The sequence below is a fragment of the Paenibacillus sp. 1781tsa1 genome, from assembly GCF_024159265.1.
Taxonomy (GTDB): Bacteria; Bacillota; Bacilli; order Paenibacillales; family Paenibacillaceae; genus Paenibacillus.
Map to the genome: position 1 here is coordinate 3,969,093 of NZ_JAMYWY010000001.1, position 21,154 is coordinate 3,990,246.

General features: G+C 44.7%; 22 protein-coding genes and 1 riboswitch. Of the genes, 8 read left to right on the plus strand and 14 right to left on the minus strand.

Translation table 11 applies throughout. The features are described from left to right. Positions 1-12: 12 nt before the first annotated feature. From NKT06_RS17400 to NKT06_RS17410, 3 genes are all read left to right on the plus strand, one after another. Entirely contained in the window at positions 13-621 is a 609-nt protein-coding gene (locus NKT06_RS17400; protein ID WP_076250280.1) for a DUF1989 domain-containing protein, read from the plus strand. A gap of 136 nt (positions 622-757) precedes the next feature. Then, positions 758-1,384: a LysE family translocator gene (locus NKT06_RS17405; protein ID WP_253437078.1), complete on the plus strand. Its 627-nt coding sequence runs from the start codon at positions 758-760 to the stop codon at positions 1,382-1,384. An 82-nt stretch (positions 1,385-1,466) separates the two neighbouring features. After that, the gene (locus NKT06_RS17410) at positions 1,467-2,228 is read left to right on the plus strand and encodes a YqcI/YcgG family protein (RefSeq protein WP_253437081.1); all 762 of its coding nucleotides are present in this window, start codon (positions 1,467-1,469) and stop codon (positions 2,226-2,228) included. 55 nt (positions 2,229-2,283) lie between these two features. Here NKT06_RS17410 and NKT06_RS17415 read toward each other — a convergent pair whose 3' ends face one another. From NKT06_RS17415 to NKT06_RS17430, 4 genes are all read right to left on the minus strand, one after another. Further along, entirely contained in the window at positions 2,284-3,630 is a 1,347-nt protein-coding gene (locus NKT06_RS17415) for an amino acid permease (RefSeq protein WP_253437083.1), read from the minus strand. A 620-nt stretch (positions 3,631-4,250) separates the two neighbouring features. Next, a complete protein-coding gene (locus NKT06_RS17420) occupies positions 4,251-5,144 on the minus strand; it encodes an aldo/keto reductase (protein WP_253437086.1) in 894 nt (297 codons plus the stop codon). 127 nt (positions 5,145-5,271) lie between these two features. Next, positions 5,272-6,045 carry an SDR family NAD(P)-dependent oxidoreductase gene (locus NKT06_RS17425; RefSeq protein WP_253437089.1) on the minus strand — a complete coding sequence of 258 codons (774 nt, stop codon included), beginning with the start codon at positions 6,043-6,045 and terminating at the stop codon, positions 5,272-5,274. A gap of 69 nt (positions 6,046-6,114) precedes the next feature. Next, positions 6,115-6,603: a GNAT family N-acetyltransferase gene (locus NKT06_RS17430; RefSeq protein ID WP_253437092.1), complete on the minus strand. Its 489-nt coding sequence runs from the start codon at positions 6,601-6,603 to the stop codon at positions 6,115-6,117. 180 nt (positions 6,604-6,783) lie between these two features. Between NKT06_RS17430 and xerS the strand changes: the two genes are divergently transcribed. Then, complete coding sequence (xerS, locus tag NKT06_RS17435; protein ID WP_253437095.1) at positions 6,784-7,890, plus strand: tyrosine recombinase XerS; 1,107 nt, start codon at positions 6,784-6,786, stop codon at positions 7,888-7,890. 189 nt (positions 7,891-8,079) lie between these two features. Here xerS and mobB read toward each other — a convergent pair whose 3' ends face one another. Both mobB and NKT06_RS17445 read right to left on the minus strand, forming a co-directional pair. After that, on the minus strand, positions 8,080-8,610 hold the full coding sequence (gene mobB, locus NKT06_RS17440) for a molybdopterin-guanine dinucleotide biosynthesis protein B (protein WP_253437099.1): 531 nt from the start codon (positions 8,608-8,610) through the stop codon (positions 8,080-8,082). Positions 8,611-8,617: 7 nt separating this feature from the next. Beyond that, entirely contained in the window at positions 8,618-9,886 is a 1,269-nt protein-coding gene (locus NKT06_RS17445) for a molybdopterin molybdotransferase MoeA (protein WP_253442631.1), read from the minus strand. Positions 9,887-10,111: 225 nt separating this feature from the next. On the opposite strand from NKT06_RS17445, the gene NKT06_RS17450 reads away from it, so the two are divergent. Beyond that, positions 10,112-10,402 (plus strand): HNH endonuclease, encoded by a 291-nt coding sequence (locus tag NKT06_RS17450; RefSeq protein ID WP_253437102.1) that lies wholly within the window; start codon positions 10,112-10,114, stop codon positions 10,400-10,402. Positions 10,403-10,519: 117 nt separating this feature from the next. Here the strand turns inward: NKT06_RS17450 and NKT06_RS17455 are convergent, their stop codons facing one another. The 5 genes from NKT06_RS17455 to lpdD all read right to left on the minus strand — a co-directional run bounded on the left by NKT06_RS17455 (position 10,520) and on the right by lpdD (position 13,428). Further along, on the minus strand, positions 10,520-11,266 hold the full coding sequence (locus NKT06_RS17455) for a DUF4247 domain-containing protein (protein WP_253437105.1): 747 nt from the start codon (positions 11,264-11,266) through the stop codon (positions 10,520-10,522). A 12-nt stretch (positions 11,267-11,278) separates the two neighbouring features. After that, the gene (locus NKT06_RS17460) at positions 11,279-11,785 is read right to left on the minus strand and encodes a DUF4178 domain-containing protein (RefSeq protein WP_076317633.1); all 507 of its coding nucleotides are present in this window, start codon (positions 11,783-11,785) and stop codon (positions 11,279-11,281) included. A gap of 23 nt (positions 11,786-11,808) precedes the next feature. Next, the gene (locus NKT06_RS17465) at positions 11,809-12,210 is read right to left on the minus strand and encodes a DUF350 domain-containing protein (RefSeq protein ID WP_017688100.1); all 402 of its coding nucleotides are present in this window, start codon (positions 12,208-12,210) and stop codon (positions 11,809-11,811) included. A 95-nt stretch (positions 12,211-12,305) separates the two neighbouring features. Continuing rightward, positions 12,306-12,977: a PspA/IM30 family protein gene (locus NKT06_RS17470; protein WP_253437108.1), complete on the minus strand. Its 672-nt coding sequence runs from the start codon at positions 12,975-12,977 to the stop codon at positions 12,306-12,308. Positions 12,978-13,095: 118 nt separating this feature from the next. Then, a complete protein-coding gene (lpdD, locus tag NKT06_RS17475; protein ID WP_253437111.1) occupies positions 13,096-13,428 on the minus strand; it encodes a prenylated flavin chaperone LpdD in 333 nt (110 codons plus the stop codon). Between the two features lie 154 nt (positions 13,429-13,582). Here lpdD and NKT06_RS17480 point away from each other — a divergent pair, with 154 nt between their 5' ends. Continuing rightward, entirely contained in the window at positions 13,583-14,377 is a 795-nt protein-coding gene (locus NKT06_RS17480) for a polysaccharide deacetylase family protein (protein ID WP_253437114.1), read from the plus strand. A gap of 107 nt (positions 14,378-14,484) precedes the next feature. Here the strand turns inward: NKT06_RS17480 and NKT06_RS17485 are convergent, their stop codons facing one another. From NKT06_RS17485 to NKT06_RS17495, 3 genes are all read right to left on the minus strand, one after another. Beyond that, positions 14,485-15,156, minus strand: a complete 672-nt coding sequence (locus NKT06_RS17485; protein ID WP_253437118.1) for a 3D domain-containing protein — start codon at positions 15,154-15,156, stop codon at positions 14,485-14,487. Between the two features lie 2 nt (positions 15,157-15,158). Next, positions 15,159-15,355, minus strand: a riboswitch (cyclic di-AMP (ydaO/yuaA leader). Between the two features lie 220 nt (positions 15,356-15,575). Next, the gene (locus NKT06_RS17490) at positions 15,576-16,298 is read right to left on the minus strand and encodes an amino acid ABC transporter ATP-binding protein (RefSeq protein ID WP_253437122.1); all 723 of its coding nucleotides are present in this window, start codon (positions 16,296-16,298) and stop codon (positions 15,576-15,578) included. Continuing rightward, positions 16,285-17,721 (minus strand): ABC transporter substrate-binding protein/permease, encoded by a 1,437-nt coding sequence (locus tag NKT06_RS17495; RefSeq protein ID WP_483311623.1) that lies wholly within the window; start codon positions 17,719-17,721, stop codon positions 16,285-16,287. Before NKT06_RS17495 ends, NKT06_RS17490 begins: the two co-directional genes overlap by 14 nt. A gap of 210 nt (positions 17,722-17,931) precedes the next feature. Between NKT06_RS17495 and NKT06_RS17500 the strand changes: the two genes are divergently transcribed. After that, a complete protein-coding gene (locus tag NKT06_RS17500) occupies positions 17,932-19,107 on the plus strand; it encodes a M20 family metallopeptidase (RefSeq protein ID WP_253437128.1) in 1,176 nt (391 codons plus the stop codon). Positions 19,108-19,369: 262 nt separating this feature from the next. Next, entirely contained in the window at positions 19,370-21,142 is a 1,773-nt protein-coding gene (locus NKT06_RS17505; protein WP_253437133.1) for an alpha-glycosidase, read from the plus strand. Positions 21,143-21,154 lie beyond the last annotated feature (12 nt).

Genomic DNA, 21,154 nt, shown 5'->3' on the forward strand with positions numbered 1-21,154 from the left:
GGAATGTGACGGATGAATACGAATCAGCGCCATAAACAGTCTTATCGTATCCCTGCCAAAACGGGATATGCTCTGAAAGTAAGCAAAGGTTCCTTATTACGCATAACGGATCTGGAGGGACAGCAAGTTATTGATTTTGTGGCATACGATGCTACAGATGCTAACCATCGCTTGGACCCCGGTGTGACCATGGACGTATTACGTACTTACCGAATTAAACCGGGACAATTTGTGTATTCCAATCAATATCAACCATTACTCAAGATTGTCCGTGACACCGTTGGGGTTCATGATTTCTTCAACTCAGCTTGTCGTCCAGAAATGTATGAGGTGTTATACGATAAAAAGGACCACGCCAGTTGTTATCACAATCTGAACACGGCACTGGAACCCTTCGGAATCTTACCGCCGGATCAACACTATCCCTTTAATCTGTTTATGAAGTCGGTTGTAGACAGTGAAGGTAAGATTGATGTTGTAGCTCCCGATTCTCGTGCAGGTGATTATATCGAGATGGAGGCATTAATGGATCTCACGATCGGGCTCTCCGCTTGCCCTTGTGAAGAAAGCTCATGCAACGGCTACAACTGCACCCCAATCCAATTGGATGTGGAACTTTAACAGAATAACAAGCCTTGACGCACTATGATAAAAAGCAGCTGTTCTAATTCACTCCTTGCGGGAATACGATGACTTGTACCCATTTTCTGTGACGACTGGTACAATTCGTCGAACCCGTTAAGGAGTGAACGTATTTATGTCTGTACTGTTCAGTTATATTATTCTGGGAATATCATTGTCCGCTCCAATCGGTCCGATTAATGCTGCTCAACTGGACCGTGGAGCTCGACATGGATTCATGCATGCCTGGATTCTAGGACTCGGAGCTATGTTTGCAGACTTGGTGTATATGCTGCTGATTTATTTTGGAGTTGCCCATTTTCTGGACACGCCGTTCATGCGCTCTTTTCTCTGGTCATTTGGCAGTTTTATTCTGATTTACACGGGAGTGGAAACGCTCTCGAAGCTGAAACAGGGGATTCACGGTACATCTACTGCGGAAGCCACTGTTCGAAAATCCTTTATATCCGGCTTTTTGATGGCTCTGTCCAATCCACTGAATATTTTGTTCTGGCTTGGGATCTATGGCTCTATTCTCGCGACAACTGTCAAGCATACGGACACCGCTCATTTGTTGCTCTACAGTTCAGGCATATTCATCGGTATCCTGGTGTGGGATGTCATTATGGCTGGCATGGCCAGTCGATTCCACAAACATAGCAGTGAGAATGTATTGCGCTGGATCTCCATCATTTCAGGAATTTGCCTGATCGGATTTGGTTTGTATTTCGGGTACGAAGCTGTGCGCTCCATTTTTTTCTGACAATAAAATCAGGCTGGACAGTCACCCAACTTCCCCCACATTAATACTGTAACGGTATCATGTGGAATGGAGTTGGGAATCAATGGCGGAGCTGTATAGTGCCGACGAAATAAATAGTTTATATGAGCGTCTTCCATCTTGGCAGCAGGACGCTTATTCGCAATTTGCAGATATGATTGCCGATGAAAATAATACGTATCCATGTGTACCAGGACGAATGGGATTTCTGTCAGGACATTTGAGATATGGCTTTACGTGTGACCCCCGATCAGAACATGCTGCTGAAGATATGGCCGATCTGCTTAGACAATATGGTCCTGTCTCCAGAGACACCGGTCATTATGCTTCCATGGTCGTGATCTGTGAGACGCCAAGTGATCTGAAAGATCACACAACGGTGGAGCAATATCAGACCTTATTCTGGCAAATGCTTAATCGGGTAAGTTCACACGATACCGAGCCTTGGCCGGAACATATTTCAACTGACCCTCATGATTCGTCTTGGGAGTTTTGCTTTGGGGGTGAGCCATATTTTTGTTTCTGTGCGACTCCAGCACATAAACTCCGAGCCAGCCGACATTTTCCTTATCTCATGTTTGCTTTTCAACCGCGGTGGGTATTCGAATCCATTAATGACAACACCCCTCTTGGCCGTAAAATGAAAACCTTAATCCGCAAACGTCTCGCCGCGTATGATGCTGTACCTGCTCACCCTTCACTGATGTGGTATGGTCAGCAGGATAATCTGGAATGGAAACAATATTTTTTGCCTGATGATGAGCAGACACCTTCCAAATGTCCATTCATGCGGATGAAGCAAGCTTTGGGCAAGTTGACGAAATAATCCTAAGCACTTATTACGTACTCTTCATATATTGGGTAACCTCCGTGAAAGTTGCTTAAGGTCTGGAGGGTGAAGATTGCGCCGATTTGGAGCCACGTACTTTGTGAACAATATATGTGATGATCCCAAGGAACACCACAAGTCCCACGCTTGCCAGCAGACCCGTTCTGCTGGCTTTTTCCATCGCTGTTCCGGCCACAGCGGCCACAATTAATACCATGGCAATCCATACTTTGATGCGATTCCACTTCACAGGCTTCAATTTCTTAATGTATGTGATGCAGATAAGTAGCCATGTATACATCAACACCAGACTACCGGCTGTCGTCACATATTCAAAAAGGCTTTTGGGCATCCATAATGCCATCAACGTAGACAGGAGTAATCCGGCCGCTGTGCAACACAATGCCTGAAGTGGCATGTCCTTTTTCCCCCAGGTCTTCGTAAACAGCTTAGGTGCATCTCCATCTTCTGCGAGTTTCACCAACATGGACGTAATGGCATATAGCGAAGCCACCATCGTCGAGAATCCGGCAATAATCAGAATTCCGTTGAGAATGTGCACGACTACGGTTAAGCCAATGGTTGACATGGCTTTGACCAAAGGACTTTCATCCGGGGTCAACTGAGCTGAAGGCACAAGAAACAGGATCAACGCAATGGCAATCACATAGAGTGTACTCACCGATAATAACATTACTCGACCTGATTTCACTGCATCTTTTGGCTCTTTAAGGTTGGCTGCCATCAAGCCCATGACCTCGATCCCGGCAAAAGCAAAGAATGCATAGATGAAACCGGTCCATACTCCTTTACCTCCATGAGGGAACCATTCATTCTTTAATTGTTCAGGCGTCACTTTTACAGGTAACCAACCCAGACAAGCTGCTCCTGCTATAGCTATAAATGCAACCGTTGCAGCAAGTTTGATTACAGCAAGAATATTCTCCGTTTTGGTTAATCCCTTCGCTCCCAGTGCAGCAATGAACAGACCTATAGCGGCATAGATCGCAACAAATGCCCAAAGCGGAAACTTGGGAAACCAGAATTGAGAGAACAGCCCAAGTGCCGTTAATGAGCTGCCCATGATGAGCATTTCAGAGAACCAGTACATCCATCCACTACCAAAACCAGCCCAAGGTCCGAATGCTTCGCCTGCATACGTTCGAAAAGCACCTTCCTTTGGATCATCTGCGGTCATCTGTGCCAGCGCACCAAATACAAAGTAAGTACCTGCCGCCGCCAGCACCAACAATATAAGCACGGATATGCCGGCCCAATGAATTGCGAGACTGGTTCCTAGAAAAAATCCAGTTCCCAGTGTGCAACCCGCGCCAAATAAAGACAGGCTGACCCAACTTAGTTTATCGTTGTCTTTTTTACGGTGTTGCTGACTTTTCATGAAGCTCCTCCTTCAACCTGTTCCCCTTACGATTTACAGGTCATGGAGGTTTTATGTCCGTATTACCAAAAGAATTATTATTAGTTTACATAATATTTAATATGTTTAATTTATTCTGATGAGGAATTTAAGCTATATACTTTTAGGCATCATTCCGAAGGATATTCTCAATCCTATTTAAAATCCGAAAAAAAATGTTGTTGACTTCTATCGCTTGGAGTGGTTTTCCTTTTAAACATGTCGGAGCGTTAACGAAACTTTATGTGATATGGTAACTAAAGTGAGAGAATGATCTTTCTATTGTGAATTTTTCATATGTTGAAATAATATAATAAAGTCGTTGTTTCATTCATATCGAACGAAGACTTGCTATTTTTCTTATGATCTCAAAAGCTTCGTTGTTTTTTATAAATTTAGTCGTTTGTAAGAAGGGCTACTTCCTGGAATTTTTCCTTTTTCATCGGTTATCGGACTTGGCTTACGTTTAGCCATGATTCCCTAAAATTTTTCTCAGCCTCTGTTCCGAATGCTGTTGTGAATTTTTCATATGTTGAAAATATTTTATGTTGGGTATAAAAAGAGCCGCCATAATGGCGACTCCCTAAAATATATGCATTATATTAAGTCCGGCCAGTCCAATCTGCTCCGGCGATTTCTTTCCATCGTGCTCTAATCTCATCATATAATTTCTGTGGTAGTGGCCCTTTAGCCACAAGGTCGGCATTTTGCTGCCAGCGATTGGGCTTGGCTGTTCCTACAATAGCCGTATCTACGCCTTCGGTACTTAGCGTGAAACGCAGTGCTGTTTCTACCGCTGCCTGAGCATCTTCACCCAGAAAACCATAGTTAAGTTCACTTAAGCGCTTCCAGTATATAAATGGATAAGCCTCTTCCGAAAGTGTTTCATACGTCCAGGCCGCATTGGCAATTGGTCTTTTCGCGATTACACCCATGTTTCGTTTTCTTGCCTCAGGCAACGTAAGATCAATTGCTTCCTGATCTGCGATATTTAATGAAGTCTCCAGGCTATCAAATACTCCGGTCTGAATCGCATACAGCGCATCTGTTGTATCCCCACTATATCCGATAAATCTGGTCTTTCCTGCTTCCTTGGCACGTTGCAGTACTTCAATTACTGCTCCTTGTCGAAGAACTTCTTCAGAACAGCTATGCAAATGGATAACATCCACATAGTCCGTTTTCAACCGTTTCAAACTACGGTCAATCGTTTGCTCCAGTACTTTGGCATCCCAATCCGGACCTTCGATCCCGGCAGCATGTCCACATTTGGTGAACAAATAGTAGTCGTCACGCCGATGGGACAGCACCTCACCGATTAATTCCTCGCTGTCACCGTAACATTCAGCCGTGTCAATCACGTTTAATCCGGCATCGAGGGCACTATTCAACAATGTCGCTACATCCGTTTTGGATACATTTTTGCCTATTTCCGCTCCGCCAAATCCAAGTGTACTTACCTTCATGCCCGTGTTTCCGTAATTACGTAGTTCCATGGTTATCGTCCTCCAAGTTCAGTGAATTGGGTACAGATAAATAGAAATACAGATAACTTCCCATATGTTATTACCCATGAGTTGGTTAAGCCACCCACTTTTCCAGACTGCACCCAACTTCATTTATTTAGAAACCATAAATGGACATTCCACCGTCAACCAACAACGTTTGACCCGTTATATATCCCGCTGCATCTGATGCCAGGAACACAACCGGCCCTACCACTTCTTCCAGTTCTCCCACTCGCTGTAGCGGTGTACGACTTACAATTTCCTGCAAATACTGGGGATCATCCAGCAGTTTTTCGGTCAGCGGTGTTCGGAAATACCATGGTCCTACTGAATTAACACGGATTCCATATTTCCCCCATTCCAATGCAAGAACTTTGGTCATATGAATCAATGCAGCTTTGGTCGCGCCATATACGACCCCTGTTCGAAGAGCTGTGTGGCCGCCTACCGAAGAGATATTGATGATCTTCCCACCCTCGCGCTCCTTCATATGCTGACCCGCCAATTGCGAAGCAAAGAAAGCCGATTTTAAGTTTGTCTGCATGATGGTCTCCCACTGCTCGTCCGTAACTTCAAGTGCTGGTGTCCGTATGTTCATACCTGCGTTATTCACCAGTATGTCCAGACTACCCATCTCCGAGATCGCCTCTTGAAACGTCTCTTCCATTTGTTCTCTTGATGTCACATCCGCAGTTAGAGCGAGCGCTTTACGCCCTGTCTGTTCATAAATGTAAGCAGCTGTCTCCTCTATTTCTTTCATTGTTCGGGATACAAGTACAACGTCACTGCCTGACTGGGCAAGTCCAATCGCAATTGCTTTTCCGATCCCTCTCCCTGCACCTGTCACCAATGCTGTCTGTCCATCGAGATGGAATGTGGGTACGTTCATGTCACTCACTCCTTCATTAAATTGTTCATTTAAGCAAATGTTTTATATGTAGGTAAATCCCGATTGGGATCAGGTTACAAAATACTGGCTTGGATTGCCCAGTTCCGGATGGAACTTCTCTCGAAAACGGCCTCCCGTATAATCTCCTATAATTTTACGCCAGAACGCCTGCGCAATGACATTGTTACGAACCTGGGTCACTTTCCATCTCCCTGGGAAACGTCTAAACAATTCATAGGCTGCCCGAGTACCCACACCACTGCGCCGATATTTTTGCATCACAAAAAACTCAGTCAAATAGTAGTCGTTATCCTTACTTCCAGGTTCCAATTTCTCCACCAGAGCAAACCCTGCAGGTGCCCCATCACTTGAAATCAAAAAAGGAAACTTGCGGTCTTCTTCTGTCCAGAATGCCTCCAGACCGGGATATTCAGGAAAAATACCGTTACTGTCCACATCAATATTCAGATATTTGGTAAAATCATATAGATAAAATTGCATTAAATGCCGAATCACCTGACTGCGTTCGCGGGGAACCAGCTCTATTTTCATATTCATCCGGTTCACCTCCTCTGCTCTACGTATACTGATTACTTTAAAGGTTTACGTGCCGAAGGGCAAGGAAGCATCCCATCAATATACTGCCTACTTCGGTGAACAGGCTGTGAGCATGTAAATTATGGTACACTAGAGCATAGAATAGGATTAGATTGAATATTAATTTTATATGTTTTTCACATGGAGGTGTCGAACTTGACCAACGTGCAAAAAGAGATTGATCGATGCAAGCTGGATGAAAAACTACCTTCCATGCCTTGGTTCGTTCAGCAATTCATGGACTACAAGCTACCTGACTTGTCCCCTTCAACCCTGCTCGAATATCTGAGAGATTATGAAGCTTTCTTCGGTTGGTTGCGAGCAGAAGGGCTGTCCGAGGCAAGCTCTAATAAAGAAGTAACTTTGAATGAACTGGAAGTCCTGCGCATGGATTCGGTTACCGCCTATCGGTTATTTCTCACAACCAAACGGGAAGGAACCAATTCCAGAATTACCGTCTCTCGCAAACTCTCTTCCCTTCGCTCCCTTTTTCATTACCTGAGCCAGATTGCGGAAGATGAAGACTTTTACCCTTTGCTGAAGCGGAACATTATGGCCAAAATCGAGATCAAACGTACCCATAAACCCAAGGACACCGCTGCCAAACTCAAAGGTAAAATTCTGGAGGAAGAGGAACTGCTAGAATTTATCGGCTATATCCTTGAAGGTTACGCTGTCGATATGGAGAAGAACAAACAGGCACTGTATTCCCATGAGCTGAACAAAGAACGGGACGCCTGCATCGCCAGCCTGATACTCAATTCAGGTTTACGGGTATCGGAAGTTGTGAACCTGAACGTCGATGACCTCGATCTGAACAACAAACTCCTGTATGTATATCGCAAAGGTAATAATGATGAGACGTACAAAACACCCGTTTATTTCAGGGAACAGGCCAAGGACGAACTCGCGACCTATATGAACTTACGGCAATCACGTTATCGTACGCCCAAGCGAGAGAAAGGTCTGTTCATTGCTTTGCGTAACGGAGATTCAGAAGGAAGCCGAATGACCAAAAGAGCGATCCAGGCCATGATTATGAAATATGCCAAACGTTTTGGCAAACCATACTTGACCGTGCACAAATTACGACATTCATTCGCAACCGACTATTATTTGCAAAATGATATCTACAAAACCAAGGAGCAGCTTGGACATGCTTCTACGGAAACAACCGAGATCTATGCTCACCTTACCGACAAAACGATGTCCGAAGCCATCGAACGTCGTACTGACGACGGGATGTAACCTCTCTAACAAGATAAAAGCAGCACACCGCATCAAGGATTTTGATCCGAGAAAGGTCTGCTGCTTTTTTGATGGATTCTCCTGATAATATAAAAATAATCTAGATCCGATGTAACACTATAAACAATTTAGGTTTACATAATAAATATTACGTTTTATAATCTCTCTTACCTTACCCACGTAGCCTACTCATTCGCTTTGCACCATCTCTAACAACGATTTGGCTATCTCCTGCGTTTCATGAACGGAGTACCAAGCCATATCGCTTACGATGCTCCGCTCCTTAAATTGCTCTAAAGATAACCATGAGATTATCCCCACTACCCCTTCAAGCTGATCAACCAAAGTCAGATCCTTCTCTTCTCGAACCATCACGAATTTGGAATAAGAAGCATCCTTGAATCCTTCAATAACAATCCAATCATACCCGGACAGATGACTTAACATATCCTCCAGCCTGGTTGCTTTTCGTTCCATAATCGCAGTACGTTTCTCTGACATGACAACCACAGCCGCGGCCCCTGCCTCCCCAAATTGATACGAATCCGTTCCTTGTTGATCCATCTCAAAATGATCGTGTCCATCATGCTTAATCGCTGCTACCTTAAGTCCCATGGAAGAAAAGTGTCCGATCAACGCGGTTGTCAGGGTTGTCTTGCCCGTGTTTTTGTATCCGACAATCTGTATGATATGTGGCTTGGTATCACTCATTGTAGTCATCTATCAACTACCTCACATGACCTGTGGGCAGTTTGAGAATACGTACCTGCTCACCCGCAGGAATACCTTTTTTCTCAGGCGGAACAACAATCAGGCAATCACTGTCCTTAATAGTGATCATCACACTGGATTCATCTACACGGGCAGCAGCCGGTATAGCGTACACCATTCCGTTGCGGATCTCTGTGCGTCCACGTACGAACCGTGTAAAATTGTTCACTTTCGTGTATTCTTCTTCCAAAATTGCAGTCCATTCTTCCAAATAAGGATGAGCATCCGCCTGCATAGAACGAATGGTTGGATGTACAAAGAGACAAAAACCCACAAAACATGCCCCCGGATTACCCGAAAGTGCAAAAAGTAATTTATCTTTATACACAGCAGCTGTGGTTACACTGCCTGGTCGCATCGTCACTTTGTTAAACAACATCTCCACATGTTCTTCCAGCACAAGTTCGCCCATAATATCATAATCCCCGACAGATACACCACCTGTGGTCACTACGATATCATTATCTTGTATGGCTTCTTCCAATTTGGCCCTGGCTGTATTCACATCGTCCGCAATTGAACCGTACATCACAGGCTCTCCACCTGCTTCAACGACCAGAGAGCGCAGCATGTAACTGTTACTGTTGCGAATCCGACCTGGTTGTAATGGCTCATCCACATCAAGCAATTCCGTGCCTGTTGCGAATATCGCCACCTTTGGACGTTGAAATACGGGAACTTCTGCTATGCCAAAAGTAGCTAACACGGACTGCTCTCCTGCTCTGATGATCGTGCCTGCTTCAAGCAATTGCTGTCCCTCTTGGACTTCCAGTCCGATTGGTGTAATGTTAGCACCCGACAATATGTGCCGTTTCAATGCAATCCACTGTTCTCCGTTCTCTACCTTGCTCTCCGTCATCTCCATCATGACTACCGCATCTGCACCTTCCGGAACCTGTGCACCCGTCATGATGCGAGCCGTTGTACCTGAAACAATAGTGTGGTCCGAGGTGTAGCCGCAAGGAATTTCATCAATTACACGAAACCAAACTTGATGATCACTCGATGCATCTATGGTATCTGTACTTATAATCGCGAATCCATCCATACCCGATCTCCGGAAGAATGGATACGGATGCGGTGCCTGAATGCTCTCTGCAAGAGTACGTCCATGGGCAGACTCAAGGTGAACTTTCTCTATAGAGCCTGAAGTAACTCGTGCTGCTACTTTGGCTTGGGCATCCGGGACCTGTACAGCTGTACGGTTGAACTTGGCAGTTGTCATATCATGTGAATGTGAGTTCAGTTTCAAAAGTTTTCTTACCTCCTAGTGACATATCATCTTTTAAGAAAGTGTAGCCCGAATGCGGTAAGATAACAAGCACATCACTTAATTGAATCCTGTGACAAAATCTTATTTTCATGTAGGTGTAACATTCCTTGACCTTATATTTAACATGAAAGGACTCTTGTCTGCCCATAATATAATTTACAAAGGGAGGTAATCATCATGAGTGACCAATGTGAATTATGCGGAAGAGAACCTGTGGACACGACCGTTCATCATCTGACACCCAAAGAAATGGGAGGAACCTTTCTGCCTACGGCCAACTTGTGCATCCCTTGTCACAAACAGATCCATTCGCTATATACCAATCGCGATATTGTAACGCTTGGTCTTACGGACCTGCAGTCCTTAAGACAGGATGAACGAATGGTTCCATTTATCCGCTGGATTCGCAAACAACCTGCTTCAACCATTCCCCGTGTACGTAAATCCAATCATGTTCGCAAATCATAAACCAAAAAGAACAGCTCCAAGGTAGATGTGCTGGCAGAGATGAATCCGCCTTACCTTTTCACTGTTCTTATGAATTGGACTATTTGATGGTTGGCAACCACGCTTAGGATTAGATTATTATCTACGCCTCATAATGCGGCCGCCGCCCACTCTGGTTTTCGGTTTTTTGTAGGATTTTTTTGGTGAATCAAACAACCCGCCCAGACCACCACTGCTTTTGTTGCGATCAATGGTTCCCTTGCTTTGATCCTTGTTGCGGTTGAATAATCCTCCGCCAGATCCCACGCTTGAATCTTTATCGCTTCCACGCCTTGTAATCGTACCTTTCCGATCGACAGTAATAGGTGGAGCAAGCTTCTTGTCATTACTTGTTGGCGCACGGTAAGATCCTGCACTCGGTTTATACGTATCTTTGTTGGTATATCCCCGATAGTTGCCATAACCTCGCCCGCCAAAAGAATCAAAAAGATTACCAATTAATGTAGCGGTCAGGTAGCCTTGTAGAAAAGATGAATCGTAGTTCTGCCGAACATATTCTTTGGAGTCCACCTCAACCAAGGTATCCTCGGGCTTGTTCGGGTCTTGTTGCAGGTGATAATACTCGTCCTGATACACGAGGAACATACGCTCTGTGTTCTCTGCCGAGATCTGATCCGGTTGCCTTTGGTCAGACAATTCCTGAGCCACTTCCGGAACGGTACGGTCCGAAGCCCGGTACACATAAGACGTTGAGTTACCACTACCGTTAACCGATTCAAGCGGATATGTGTCCTGAACAGAAGGTGCTCCGCACGCGGACAACAGAGACATCACAAGGCTGAGGACCAGCATTAATTTTAATCCATGTGCCAAGCGTTTTTTCATTGGGAACCTCTCCTAGCTCGAACGAATCACTTTGATATCCGCAGGAAGAATGGACTCACCCTCATACAGTGTAAATCTTCTGTCTTGCCACTCCACGCGAAGAAGCATATTATCATCGGACTGATACTGCCATACTAATTGTTCTCCAGCCTGGCCATATGGTGTTCTGCCTGCCGTAGATACCATTCCTCCATACTCTTCCTCCAGATGATATGCGCGTCCATCCAGATCCAGCAATGTAGGCACTTCATCAGGTGCATCAAGCCTGCCATCAATGGGTGTATATAGGGCGTAACGTGTGAGTTCCCGTTCTTCGATATGCAAATATCGAAATGCGGTACCATCCTGAAGCGTGAGCACAACTGCATTTCGAGCGCGATTTTGTACCCGACCAACGACTTCATAAGTGACGAGAGAAACCTCACAGATATCACCAGGTGCAAGCTGTAGCATCGTTTTCTCTGCCTGCGGTGGTTCAGGTTTCGTTAGTATTCCTTTAATTCGTTTCCATACACTCATGAGAATTACTCCTGTTCCTTATCTTATAAACAAGCTGCAATAATCAGTGCGCCCACGATATGTAAAGCGCCGGAGAACAACCCGTAACCTGTCTTCCCTTGCTGAATTCCAGTATCCAGATCGAGATTGGCCCATCTGCGAATCATAAAGTGAACGACACTCTCCAGAATCAACAAAATGATAAAGGATACCACGGACACCAACAGCGCTTCTCCAAGATGACCAGCCGTAGAAATGGACGTAGCAAGTACATAGCCTTGTGCAAATAATTTCATCACCATACGAGTGGTAACTGCCATGTTGCCAGCCTTAACTTCAGCAAAATCCTTATATTTCGTGAACAGTGAATCGACATACATCAAGACAAACAGCAAAACCGAACCAGATACTGTCCAGACCAGCATCGCCAAAATGTTCAAATCCATTTACACAGCCCCCACATCTCAACATGAACCGCATTTAAAAGCGAAGGAGAAACGCTCTTCTCCTCCGCCGGTTAACCCTGCTGACAACCAAGGTATTAGTTTTTATTATCGTACTGTTTCATCAATGCTGCGAGTTCGTCTTCAACAGCCTGATCTTTACCCAACTTCTCGAACTCCTCATCAAGCGATTTGCCTTTGGAAGACATCTCGTTGCTTGCTTCTGCCTGTGCTTCCATCTGCATCATTTTCTCTTCCATGCGCTTCATACCAGCACTTGCAGTATCGGAGCCAAACCCATTCAACGCTTTGTTGATTTCCGTTTGCGCTTTTGCTGCATTGTAGCGGGCTACCAGTGTTTCGCGTTTGTTCTTCATTTGAGTCAGTTGCTTACGCATCTCGTCCAGCTTGCCACGCAGGTTATCTGCAGAAGCCTTGTTTTGATCATAGCTGGTTTTGTACTCAACCATCTTCTCTTCAGCCGCTTTTTTCTCTTCCAAAGCCTTGCGGGCCAGATCCAAGTTTTGAGCACGTGCCGCCGTATGCGCCTGCTCTTCACGTTTTTTCACCAGAGCTTCCTGCTCCTCGAATAGCTGCTTGAATTTCTTCTCAATGGCGATCTGTTGAGCTACTGCTTTCTCCGCATCTTCCAGGTCTTCTTGCATGTCACGGATATATTGGTCCGTCATCTTGATTGGGTCTTCCGCCTTGTCAATAATGGCGTTGATGTTAGACATGGTTAAATCACGCAAACGTTTGAAAATGGACATTATGTTATTCCTCCTAGTCGATATTACATCGTATATAAACATACATACGTAACAATCTACAACTCGTTTCAATTTTAGCAAATAAAATAAAATCAAAACAAGCAATTGTTTAGGAAGATCACATTTCCTTGTTGAGATGATCCTCCATTAGCCTCTCTGCAGTCTGCACGATTTCGTCGATCTGCATCCGTGTAATGGAATCAAAATGGATTCCCATGATTACCGTAACGGTCATTTTTAATTGTTGGGCAGCCTTTCGGGCAAGCCGCTCACACAGTTCTTGTTCCTTATGTCCCGGAATATGGACCGTCGTGCCGCTGACCCGCTCATCTTCCACATAGAACGTGGCTACAGCGCCAATATGAGCCTTTCCTCCGGTAACGAGAAAAACCTTATCCTCTCCTGCTTCAATCACCTGTAAACGTATGGATTTCAAATCATATGTACTCATAGTTATTCCACCAATCCTTTTCTATATGTTATATATGGAGGAATTATGGCTGTCATGAATTAAATCAGCAATGAAACTTCTCACACTGCGCATATTTTTTCAAACCCCCGGGCATACCAAAGAGAACGTCATTTTGGAAAAGGAGGCTGTTATTGTGCGCGTACGCCTCATTATGCTGATGGTTATCGTTATTTTTCTCGGAGGATATCAAGCTCCACCAGTTTCATCACGGGATGCTTCAGACCCGCCAAGTGAATCGGTATCCAGTTCTGATTCCGTAGAAGAAGAACAACTGACACTGGGACAGTTACGTCAAAAATATGCCGATACGTTCAAAACCAATGGTCCTTCAACGAAACAGGTTGCGCTGACATTTGATGATGTGCCCGATCCACGGTTCACTCCGCAAGTGTTGGATCTGCTGAAAAAGTATAAAGTCAGAGCTACTTTTTTCATCGTTGGTAGTCGTGCTGAGAAGCACCCCGATTTGGTAAAAAGGATTGTTAAGGAAGGGCACATTGTTGGCAATCACAGCTACAATCATCCAGAGTTCAGTAAACTGTCGATGAATGCCTTCCGCAAACAAATTTTACATACCGGGGATATCATTCGCCATTTGGCGGGATACACGCCCAAGATGATTCGACCTCCGTACGGAGACATTAATGAAGAACAGCTGAAATGGGCTGCCAGACAACATTATAGTATTGTGAACTGGAACGTTGACTCCCTGGACTGGAAAGGTCTTCCCAAGGAAAAGGTGAAAGATAACATTTTATCTGCCGTAAAACCTGGATCCATCATTCTGCAACATGCAGGAGGCGGTGTAGGATCCAATCTGAATGGCACGATCGAGGCCTTGCCTGAAATTATTGAGGAACTGCGTAACCGGGGGTATGAACTGGTTACCTTGGACGAAATGCTCGGATTACCGAAGGCCAAAGAATAGAATAACCGTCTCAGGAAATTATGAACATATTAAAAGGGTGCTGTTCAATCGCAAGTTAGCGACTGGCAGACACCCTGTTTGAATTCATTTTAGATGTAATTTACGCTCTACTTCAGAATGTACAACTCGATATCCTGAAAACCAAATGTGCTTACCGACTGCTTGCTACCAGGGATGAAGATATCAATCCTGTGACCCTTGATTGCACCGCCCACGTCACGTGCTGTGGCTACAAAAGCCTGTTTTGGCAATCCTGGATGGCTGTGACCCGTTACCAGTACTTTGGTTCCAAGTGGAATCACACTTGGATCAACTGCAATCGTACCCAGTTCAAGGTCATTCCCGAAATAATCGACCGCACCCCATCCTCCATTTTCAGACGGATCTGCAGAGTATGCCGTTGCTTTCACGTTCACAGCTTTACTGTAATCGAATGTTTTACCCCACGCTTGAACCACTTTGTTATCTGTGTTAACGTCCAAGCTTGCTGTGGTAACCGTTTTGGCTTGGGTCTTGCTTTCCGTCGCCGCGGCAGCTACATTGTTTGCCTTAGCGGGAATCGTAATTTTCAAACCACCATAAATGTTGTAAGGCGAAATGTCGTTGTTTGCTTTAACTAACGTGTTAACTGCTACTCCGTATTGTTTCGATAAGGTGTAGAAGGTATCCCCCTCTTTGGCCACATGAACTGAATCGGCGTGAGCCGGAACGGCTTGAATGAGCATTGCTGTTGTCATTAATGCTACTGCTGTTTTGGCTATACGTTTCTTGTTAATCATGGTCTTCCTCCCTCATTATGCCTGCGAAGTTAGTTGTCGGATTCGGATGAGGAGCCCACCCTATAGGTTCATCATTACATTTGAAACGATATGTACCCCTAATTCACCCCAAGCAGTGTGCTGTAGATCTTCCCCCTGCACAATCTGCATCGTTACATCCCCCGCACTCCCTGTCCGGAAGTTTCGGCAGAGTTCAATATATCACAATTTTGTAACCTGAACTTGTAGTAATTCTTACCAAATGGTTTTAACATGTGTAAGCACGTGTAAGAATACTGAATAATCTAAAAGTGTCGGAAGAGATATCCCCTATATATTTGGTAACAGAATAGTTACTTTTTTGAATTCCATATATAATTATTTTCAATAAAAAATAGCGTCACCGACTTGAAGTCAGTAACGCTATTTAATCACTTCATTTAGAGTACTTTCGCAAGAAAATCACGTGTACGTGAATTTTTCGGTGCTCCAAACACCTCATCAGGTGTTCCCTCTTCCACAATAACCCCGCCATCCATGAACAGGATTCGATCTCCAACTTCACGTGCAAAACCCATCTCATGTGTTACGATGACCATAGTCATACCGCCTTCTGCAAGACGTTTCATGACATCCAGTACCTCACCGACCATCTCGGGGTCCAATGCCGACGTAGGCTCGTCAAACAGCATGACATGAGGCTGCATGGCCAATGCTCTAGCAATGGCGATCCGCTGCTTCTGTCCACCGGACAGCTGATTCGGGAATGTATCTTTTTTATCATACAAACCCACGGTGTTAAGCAGATCAGCAGCAATTTTCTCCGCTTCCAAAGTGGATTGTCTCTTCACTTTAATCGGAGCGATCGTGATGTTTTGCTCTACCGTTTTGTGTGGGAACAGGTTGAAATGCTGAAACACCATACCCATTTTCTCCCGAGTTGCGTTAATGTTGTGCTTGGGATCCGTGATTGACACGCCTTCAAAATCAATCTCTCCCGAGGTAGGCTGCTCCAGCAGGTTCAAACAACGTAAGAATGTACTTTTACCTGAACCGGAAGGTCCGATGACCACGACAACCTCACCTTTGCCAATCGTCACGTTAATGCCCTTAAGCACATCGTTATTTCCATAAGATTTGTGTAATTGTCTAACGTCTATCACTTGCACTCAACTTCCTTTCCAGTCGTCCCAGCAGCTTGGACAAAATGAACGTCATTACAAAGTAGATGGCTGCTGCAATCAAAAATGGACTCAAGCCTTGATACGTAATGTTTTTGACCACACTTGCCTGATACATAATGTCCACCATACCGATAACGGAGATAATAGAGGATTCCTTGATGATGGTAATGAATTCATTACCGATCGCAGGTAATACAGCTTTGAAGGCCTGTGGCAATATGATATAACGCATCGCGGCGCCTCTTCCCATACCTAACGAACGCGCTGCCTCCAACTGACCACGATCCACACCTTGGATACCTGCACGGAAAATCTCCGCCAGATAGGCACCACTATTGATTGAAAGTGTAATGATACCTGCCTGAAGTGCCGTGAAGTTAATGCCAAAGCTTAGGGAAAAACCATAGTAAATAATCATCAATTGTACCAGCATCGGTGTGCCACGGATCACTTCAACGTAAGCTGTACCGATCCAGCGCAAGATTGCAGCGTCATGCAAACGGAACAAACAGATGATCAATCCAATAATTACCCCGAAGATAACCCCAAGTGCAGACAACAGAAGTGTGTATCCTACACCTGTAGCATAAAAACTTTTGTACTGCCAGAATACTTGGAAAATATTTTGTGATTTGTTCGCTTTATCCGCCATCAAGAGGCTGGCGTCGGTCACCATCTGGTTGATTTTATCTTCACTTTTCAATCGCTCAAGTGTTCCATTTACTGCAGCTAGCAGCTCAGTATTTCCTTTACGAATCCCGATTGCAGCTTCTGCTTGCTCTTCGTCCGGAACAGCAGCAGCAAGTCCAATGATATCGTCCAGATAACCTGCAGCAACAGTGTCTTCAACGATTGCCGCGTCAATGCGTTTGGTTTGCAGTTGAAGCACGATATCGGAGATTTTATCAAGCGCAGTAAGCTTCGCTCCTGGAATACTCTGTCCGATCGTTTCCTGAATGGAGCCTTTCTGAACGCCAATTTTCGCATTTTCAAGTTCTGCCATGGTTGGATATTTGTCTTTATCCACATTGCGAACCATAATCACTTGTTTTGATTTATAATAGGTATCGGAAAAATCGATACTTTTCTTCCGCTCATCCGTCGGCGTCATACCTGAAATTACCAGATCAACACGCCCGCTCTGCAATGAAGGCAGAAGACCGTCGAAGCCCATATCCTCAATCACAAGCTCAGCGCCAAGATCTTTGGCAATCTCTTTGGCGATCTCAATATCGAAACCGACGATTTCATCTTTGCCATTAATCACTTTATGGAATTCATAGGGTGCAAAATCGGCACTTGTACCGAGCACCAGCTTTTTACTGCTTGAATTATCTGTAGTTCCACTTGCAAGTGCCGCAGGAACGGCAGTTGTCAGCAGAACGACAAAGGTTAACAGCATCATGGTGTAACGACTTATTAATTTCAACCTTTTTCTCTCCCCTTACAATACTTTGTATGCTTCTCATGTTGATGACTGAGTCATTATAAAGTACAATGCATGATTATGCAATGCATTTTAACATTACAAATCTTGACTTGTTTCTGAAAAATTGAAGCAAACATGATATAATCAATGAATTATTTTCATTTTTGCATAAGGAGTTTACTAATGACAGCTAACAAATCACAAATTCTGACGGTTATTGATCAATATGCTTCCCGTTTTAAAGCCATTTCATCATATATCGGCGCCAACCCCGAACTGGGAAATGAAGAGTATCTCGCTTCTGCCCGTTTGAAAGAAGAACTGGACTACCACGGTTTCACTGTAGAGGCTCCGATCCTTGGACTGGAGACAGCCTTTATCGGAACGTATTCCGCTGTCAAACCCGGCCCTACCGTTGCATTATTGTGCGAATATGATGCCTTGCCGGAGATCGGTCACGCTTGTGGTCACCATCTGATCTGCATGATGAGTCTTGGAGCTGCTGTTGGGCTGAAATCCATTCTCGATGAGATAGGTGGAACGATCAAAGTGTTTGGCACACCCGCTGAAGAGACACGTGGTGCCAAAGTTCCAATGGCGGAAGCAGGTGTGTTCGATGACTGTGATGTTGCCCTTATGGCACATCCGTATTATGCCTACGAAAAGTCTGGCAGCTCGCTGGCTATTGATGCTGTGCAATTTGAATTCCATGGCCGATCTTCACATGCTGCTGCAAGTCCGCATGAAGGCATCAACGCACTTGATGCTGTCATTCAAACGTTCAACGGAATCAATGCATTCCGACAACAAGTGAAAAGCACCGTTCGGATTCATGGTGTAATCAACAATGGAGGTCAGGCAGCGAACATCATTCCTGACTACGCTTCTGCCCAATTTTATGTACGTGCAGCAACCCGCAAAGAACTGAATGTCCTCACAGAACGTGTGATTCAGATCGCTGAAGGATCTGCTCTCCAGACAGGTTGCAAGCTGGTGACATCCAACTATGAAACGTCCTACGACGAGATGGTCACCAATGAGGCATTCTCAGCTGCGTTTAGTCAAAATCTGATGGAACTCGGCATCCCGCAAGAAGAGATTGTCAGTGGTAACGATCATGGCTCAATGGACATCGGTAACGTTTCCTTGAAATGTCCTGCAATCCACCCCTACATTCGTGTTGTGGATGAGGTTCATACCCTGCACTCCATTGCCTTCCGTGACCTTGCACTTCAGGAGCGCGCGCTGGATGGCATGATTCTGGGAGCCAAGGCACTTGCTACAACAGCTTATGACGTACTGAGTCAGCCAGAGCTACTTCAAACCATCCGCACGGAGTTCGAGCAAGCTATTCGCTAAGATCTAATCAACATGTAATATAGGCACCCTAAACAGACTTGAATTTTAAGCTGTTCAGGGTGCCTTTTTCTTAAATATCTGTACGTATATTCAGCGATAAGCTGGAGATGCTGTGAAAGAAACCTTTGAAAACGATGAAAATAATTCATTTTATTACAGTAAATGTGATTCATTTGCTGGCTAACTTGGTTATTTATAACTATAAGTGCGTGTTCAAAAAGACTGGTTTTCGTAACTTATTCTATATTCAGGAGGTGCTGTCATGCTGCTCGAAGCCATGTATCATGTTCCTCGTGACAAGTGGGCTTATGCCTATAATTCGTCTACCATACATCTGCGCGTACGAACCAAACGAAATGATGTGCAATACGTGACTGCACTGACTGGAGATAAGTACAATTGGAACGGAACGTATAAGGAAATACAACTGGAGAAGGCTGCTGCGGATAACATGTTTGATTATTGGGAGGCTGCTGTCAAGCCACAATTTAAACGTCTCACCTATATATTTCGAATAACCGCCGGTTCGGAAGATGTTTTTCTTGCCGATAACGGAATTCATTATGAGCCCCCCTATCCAACCGGAGGATATTATGAGTTCTCGTATATACATGAAATCGATGTGTTTAAGGTACCCGAATGGGCTAAAGAAGCCGTCTTTTATCAAATCATGACTGAGCGGTTTGCTAATGGAGATCCCAAGCTGAATCCACAAGAAACCCATGACTGGGGTGGCAAACCTGAACTGGACAATTATTTTGGTGGAGATCTGCAAGGTGTACTGGATCATTTGCATGACCTGACCGAACTTGGCGTGAACGCCATTTACTTTACCCCGCTATTCCAAGCCAATTCCTACCACAAATACGACACGATAGACTATAAAAAAGTCGACCCCCATTTCGGTGACAATGCCCTGCTCAAACAATTGACAGAAGAATGCCATCGCCTGGGTATCCGGGTCATGCTTGACGCTGTGTTTAACCATTGCAGTGAAGACTTCCCTCCTTTTCAAGACGTTCTCCAGAATGGAAAAAACTCAAAGTATGCCGATTGGTTCCACATCAATGAATATCCGGTTCAGATCAAAGACGGTATACCTACCTACGATACATTTGGTTTCTATGGCAACATGCCCAAGTTCAATACAGCCAACCCTGAGGTTAAGGCATATCTACTTGATGTAGCAGAGTACTGGATTAAGGAAATCAAGCTGGATGGCTGGCGTCTGGATGTAGCAAATGAGGTGGACAACCATTTCTGGCGTGATTTTCGCAAGGTTGTTAAGGCAGCGAATCCGGAAGCCTATATTGTTGGTGAAGTATGGAGCGATTCCTTAACCTGGCTTATGGGTGATCAATTTGATTCAGTTATGAATTACCCATTTGCCGACAAAGTGCTTCAGTTCTTCTGTGGTTCAATGGATGGTTATAACTTTGCCAACGAGATGGGTTCACTGATTATGCGCTATCCGCAACAAACTAACGAAGTAATCTTCAATATGCTGTGCAGCCATGATACCCCACGACTGCTGACCCGCTTAGGAGAAGACAAACGACGATTAAAGTTGTCGGTTGTATTTCTTTTCACTTATATCGGTACACCCTGTATTTTCTACGGCGATGAGGTGGGAATTAGTGGTGATGCTGACCCGGATTGTCGAAAATGTATGGAATGGGACCCCGCCAAGCAAGACAGAGAACTGTATGATTTCTATCGTCTGATGATCGATTTACGCAAAAGCAATGAAGCCCTGCGCAAAGGACGCTTCCGATTCCTTAAGGCTGATCACCATGATCCCTGTATTGTCTACGAACGTGTGGATGACAACCTTCACTTTACCGTATGGATGAATAATACACCTCAAGATCGAACGCTTTCTCATCCCATGGAAACGAAAGACTGGAAGGATGCATTGACTGAAGAGCCTGTGTTTCCAACCGAGGGAATGATGAATATTAAACTTGACCCATATGGGTACCGCATTTTGTATAGACAGCTTGATCCGGCGACCATCCAACATACTAAAGTGTAAATTCAGACTGTT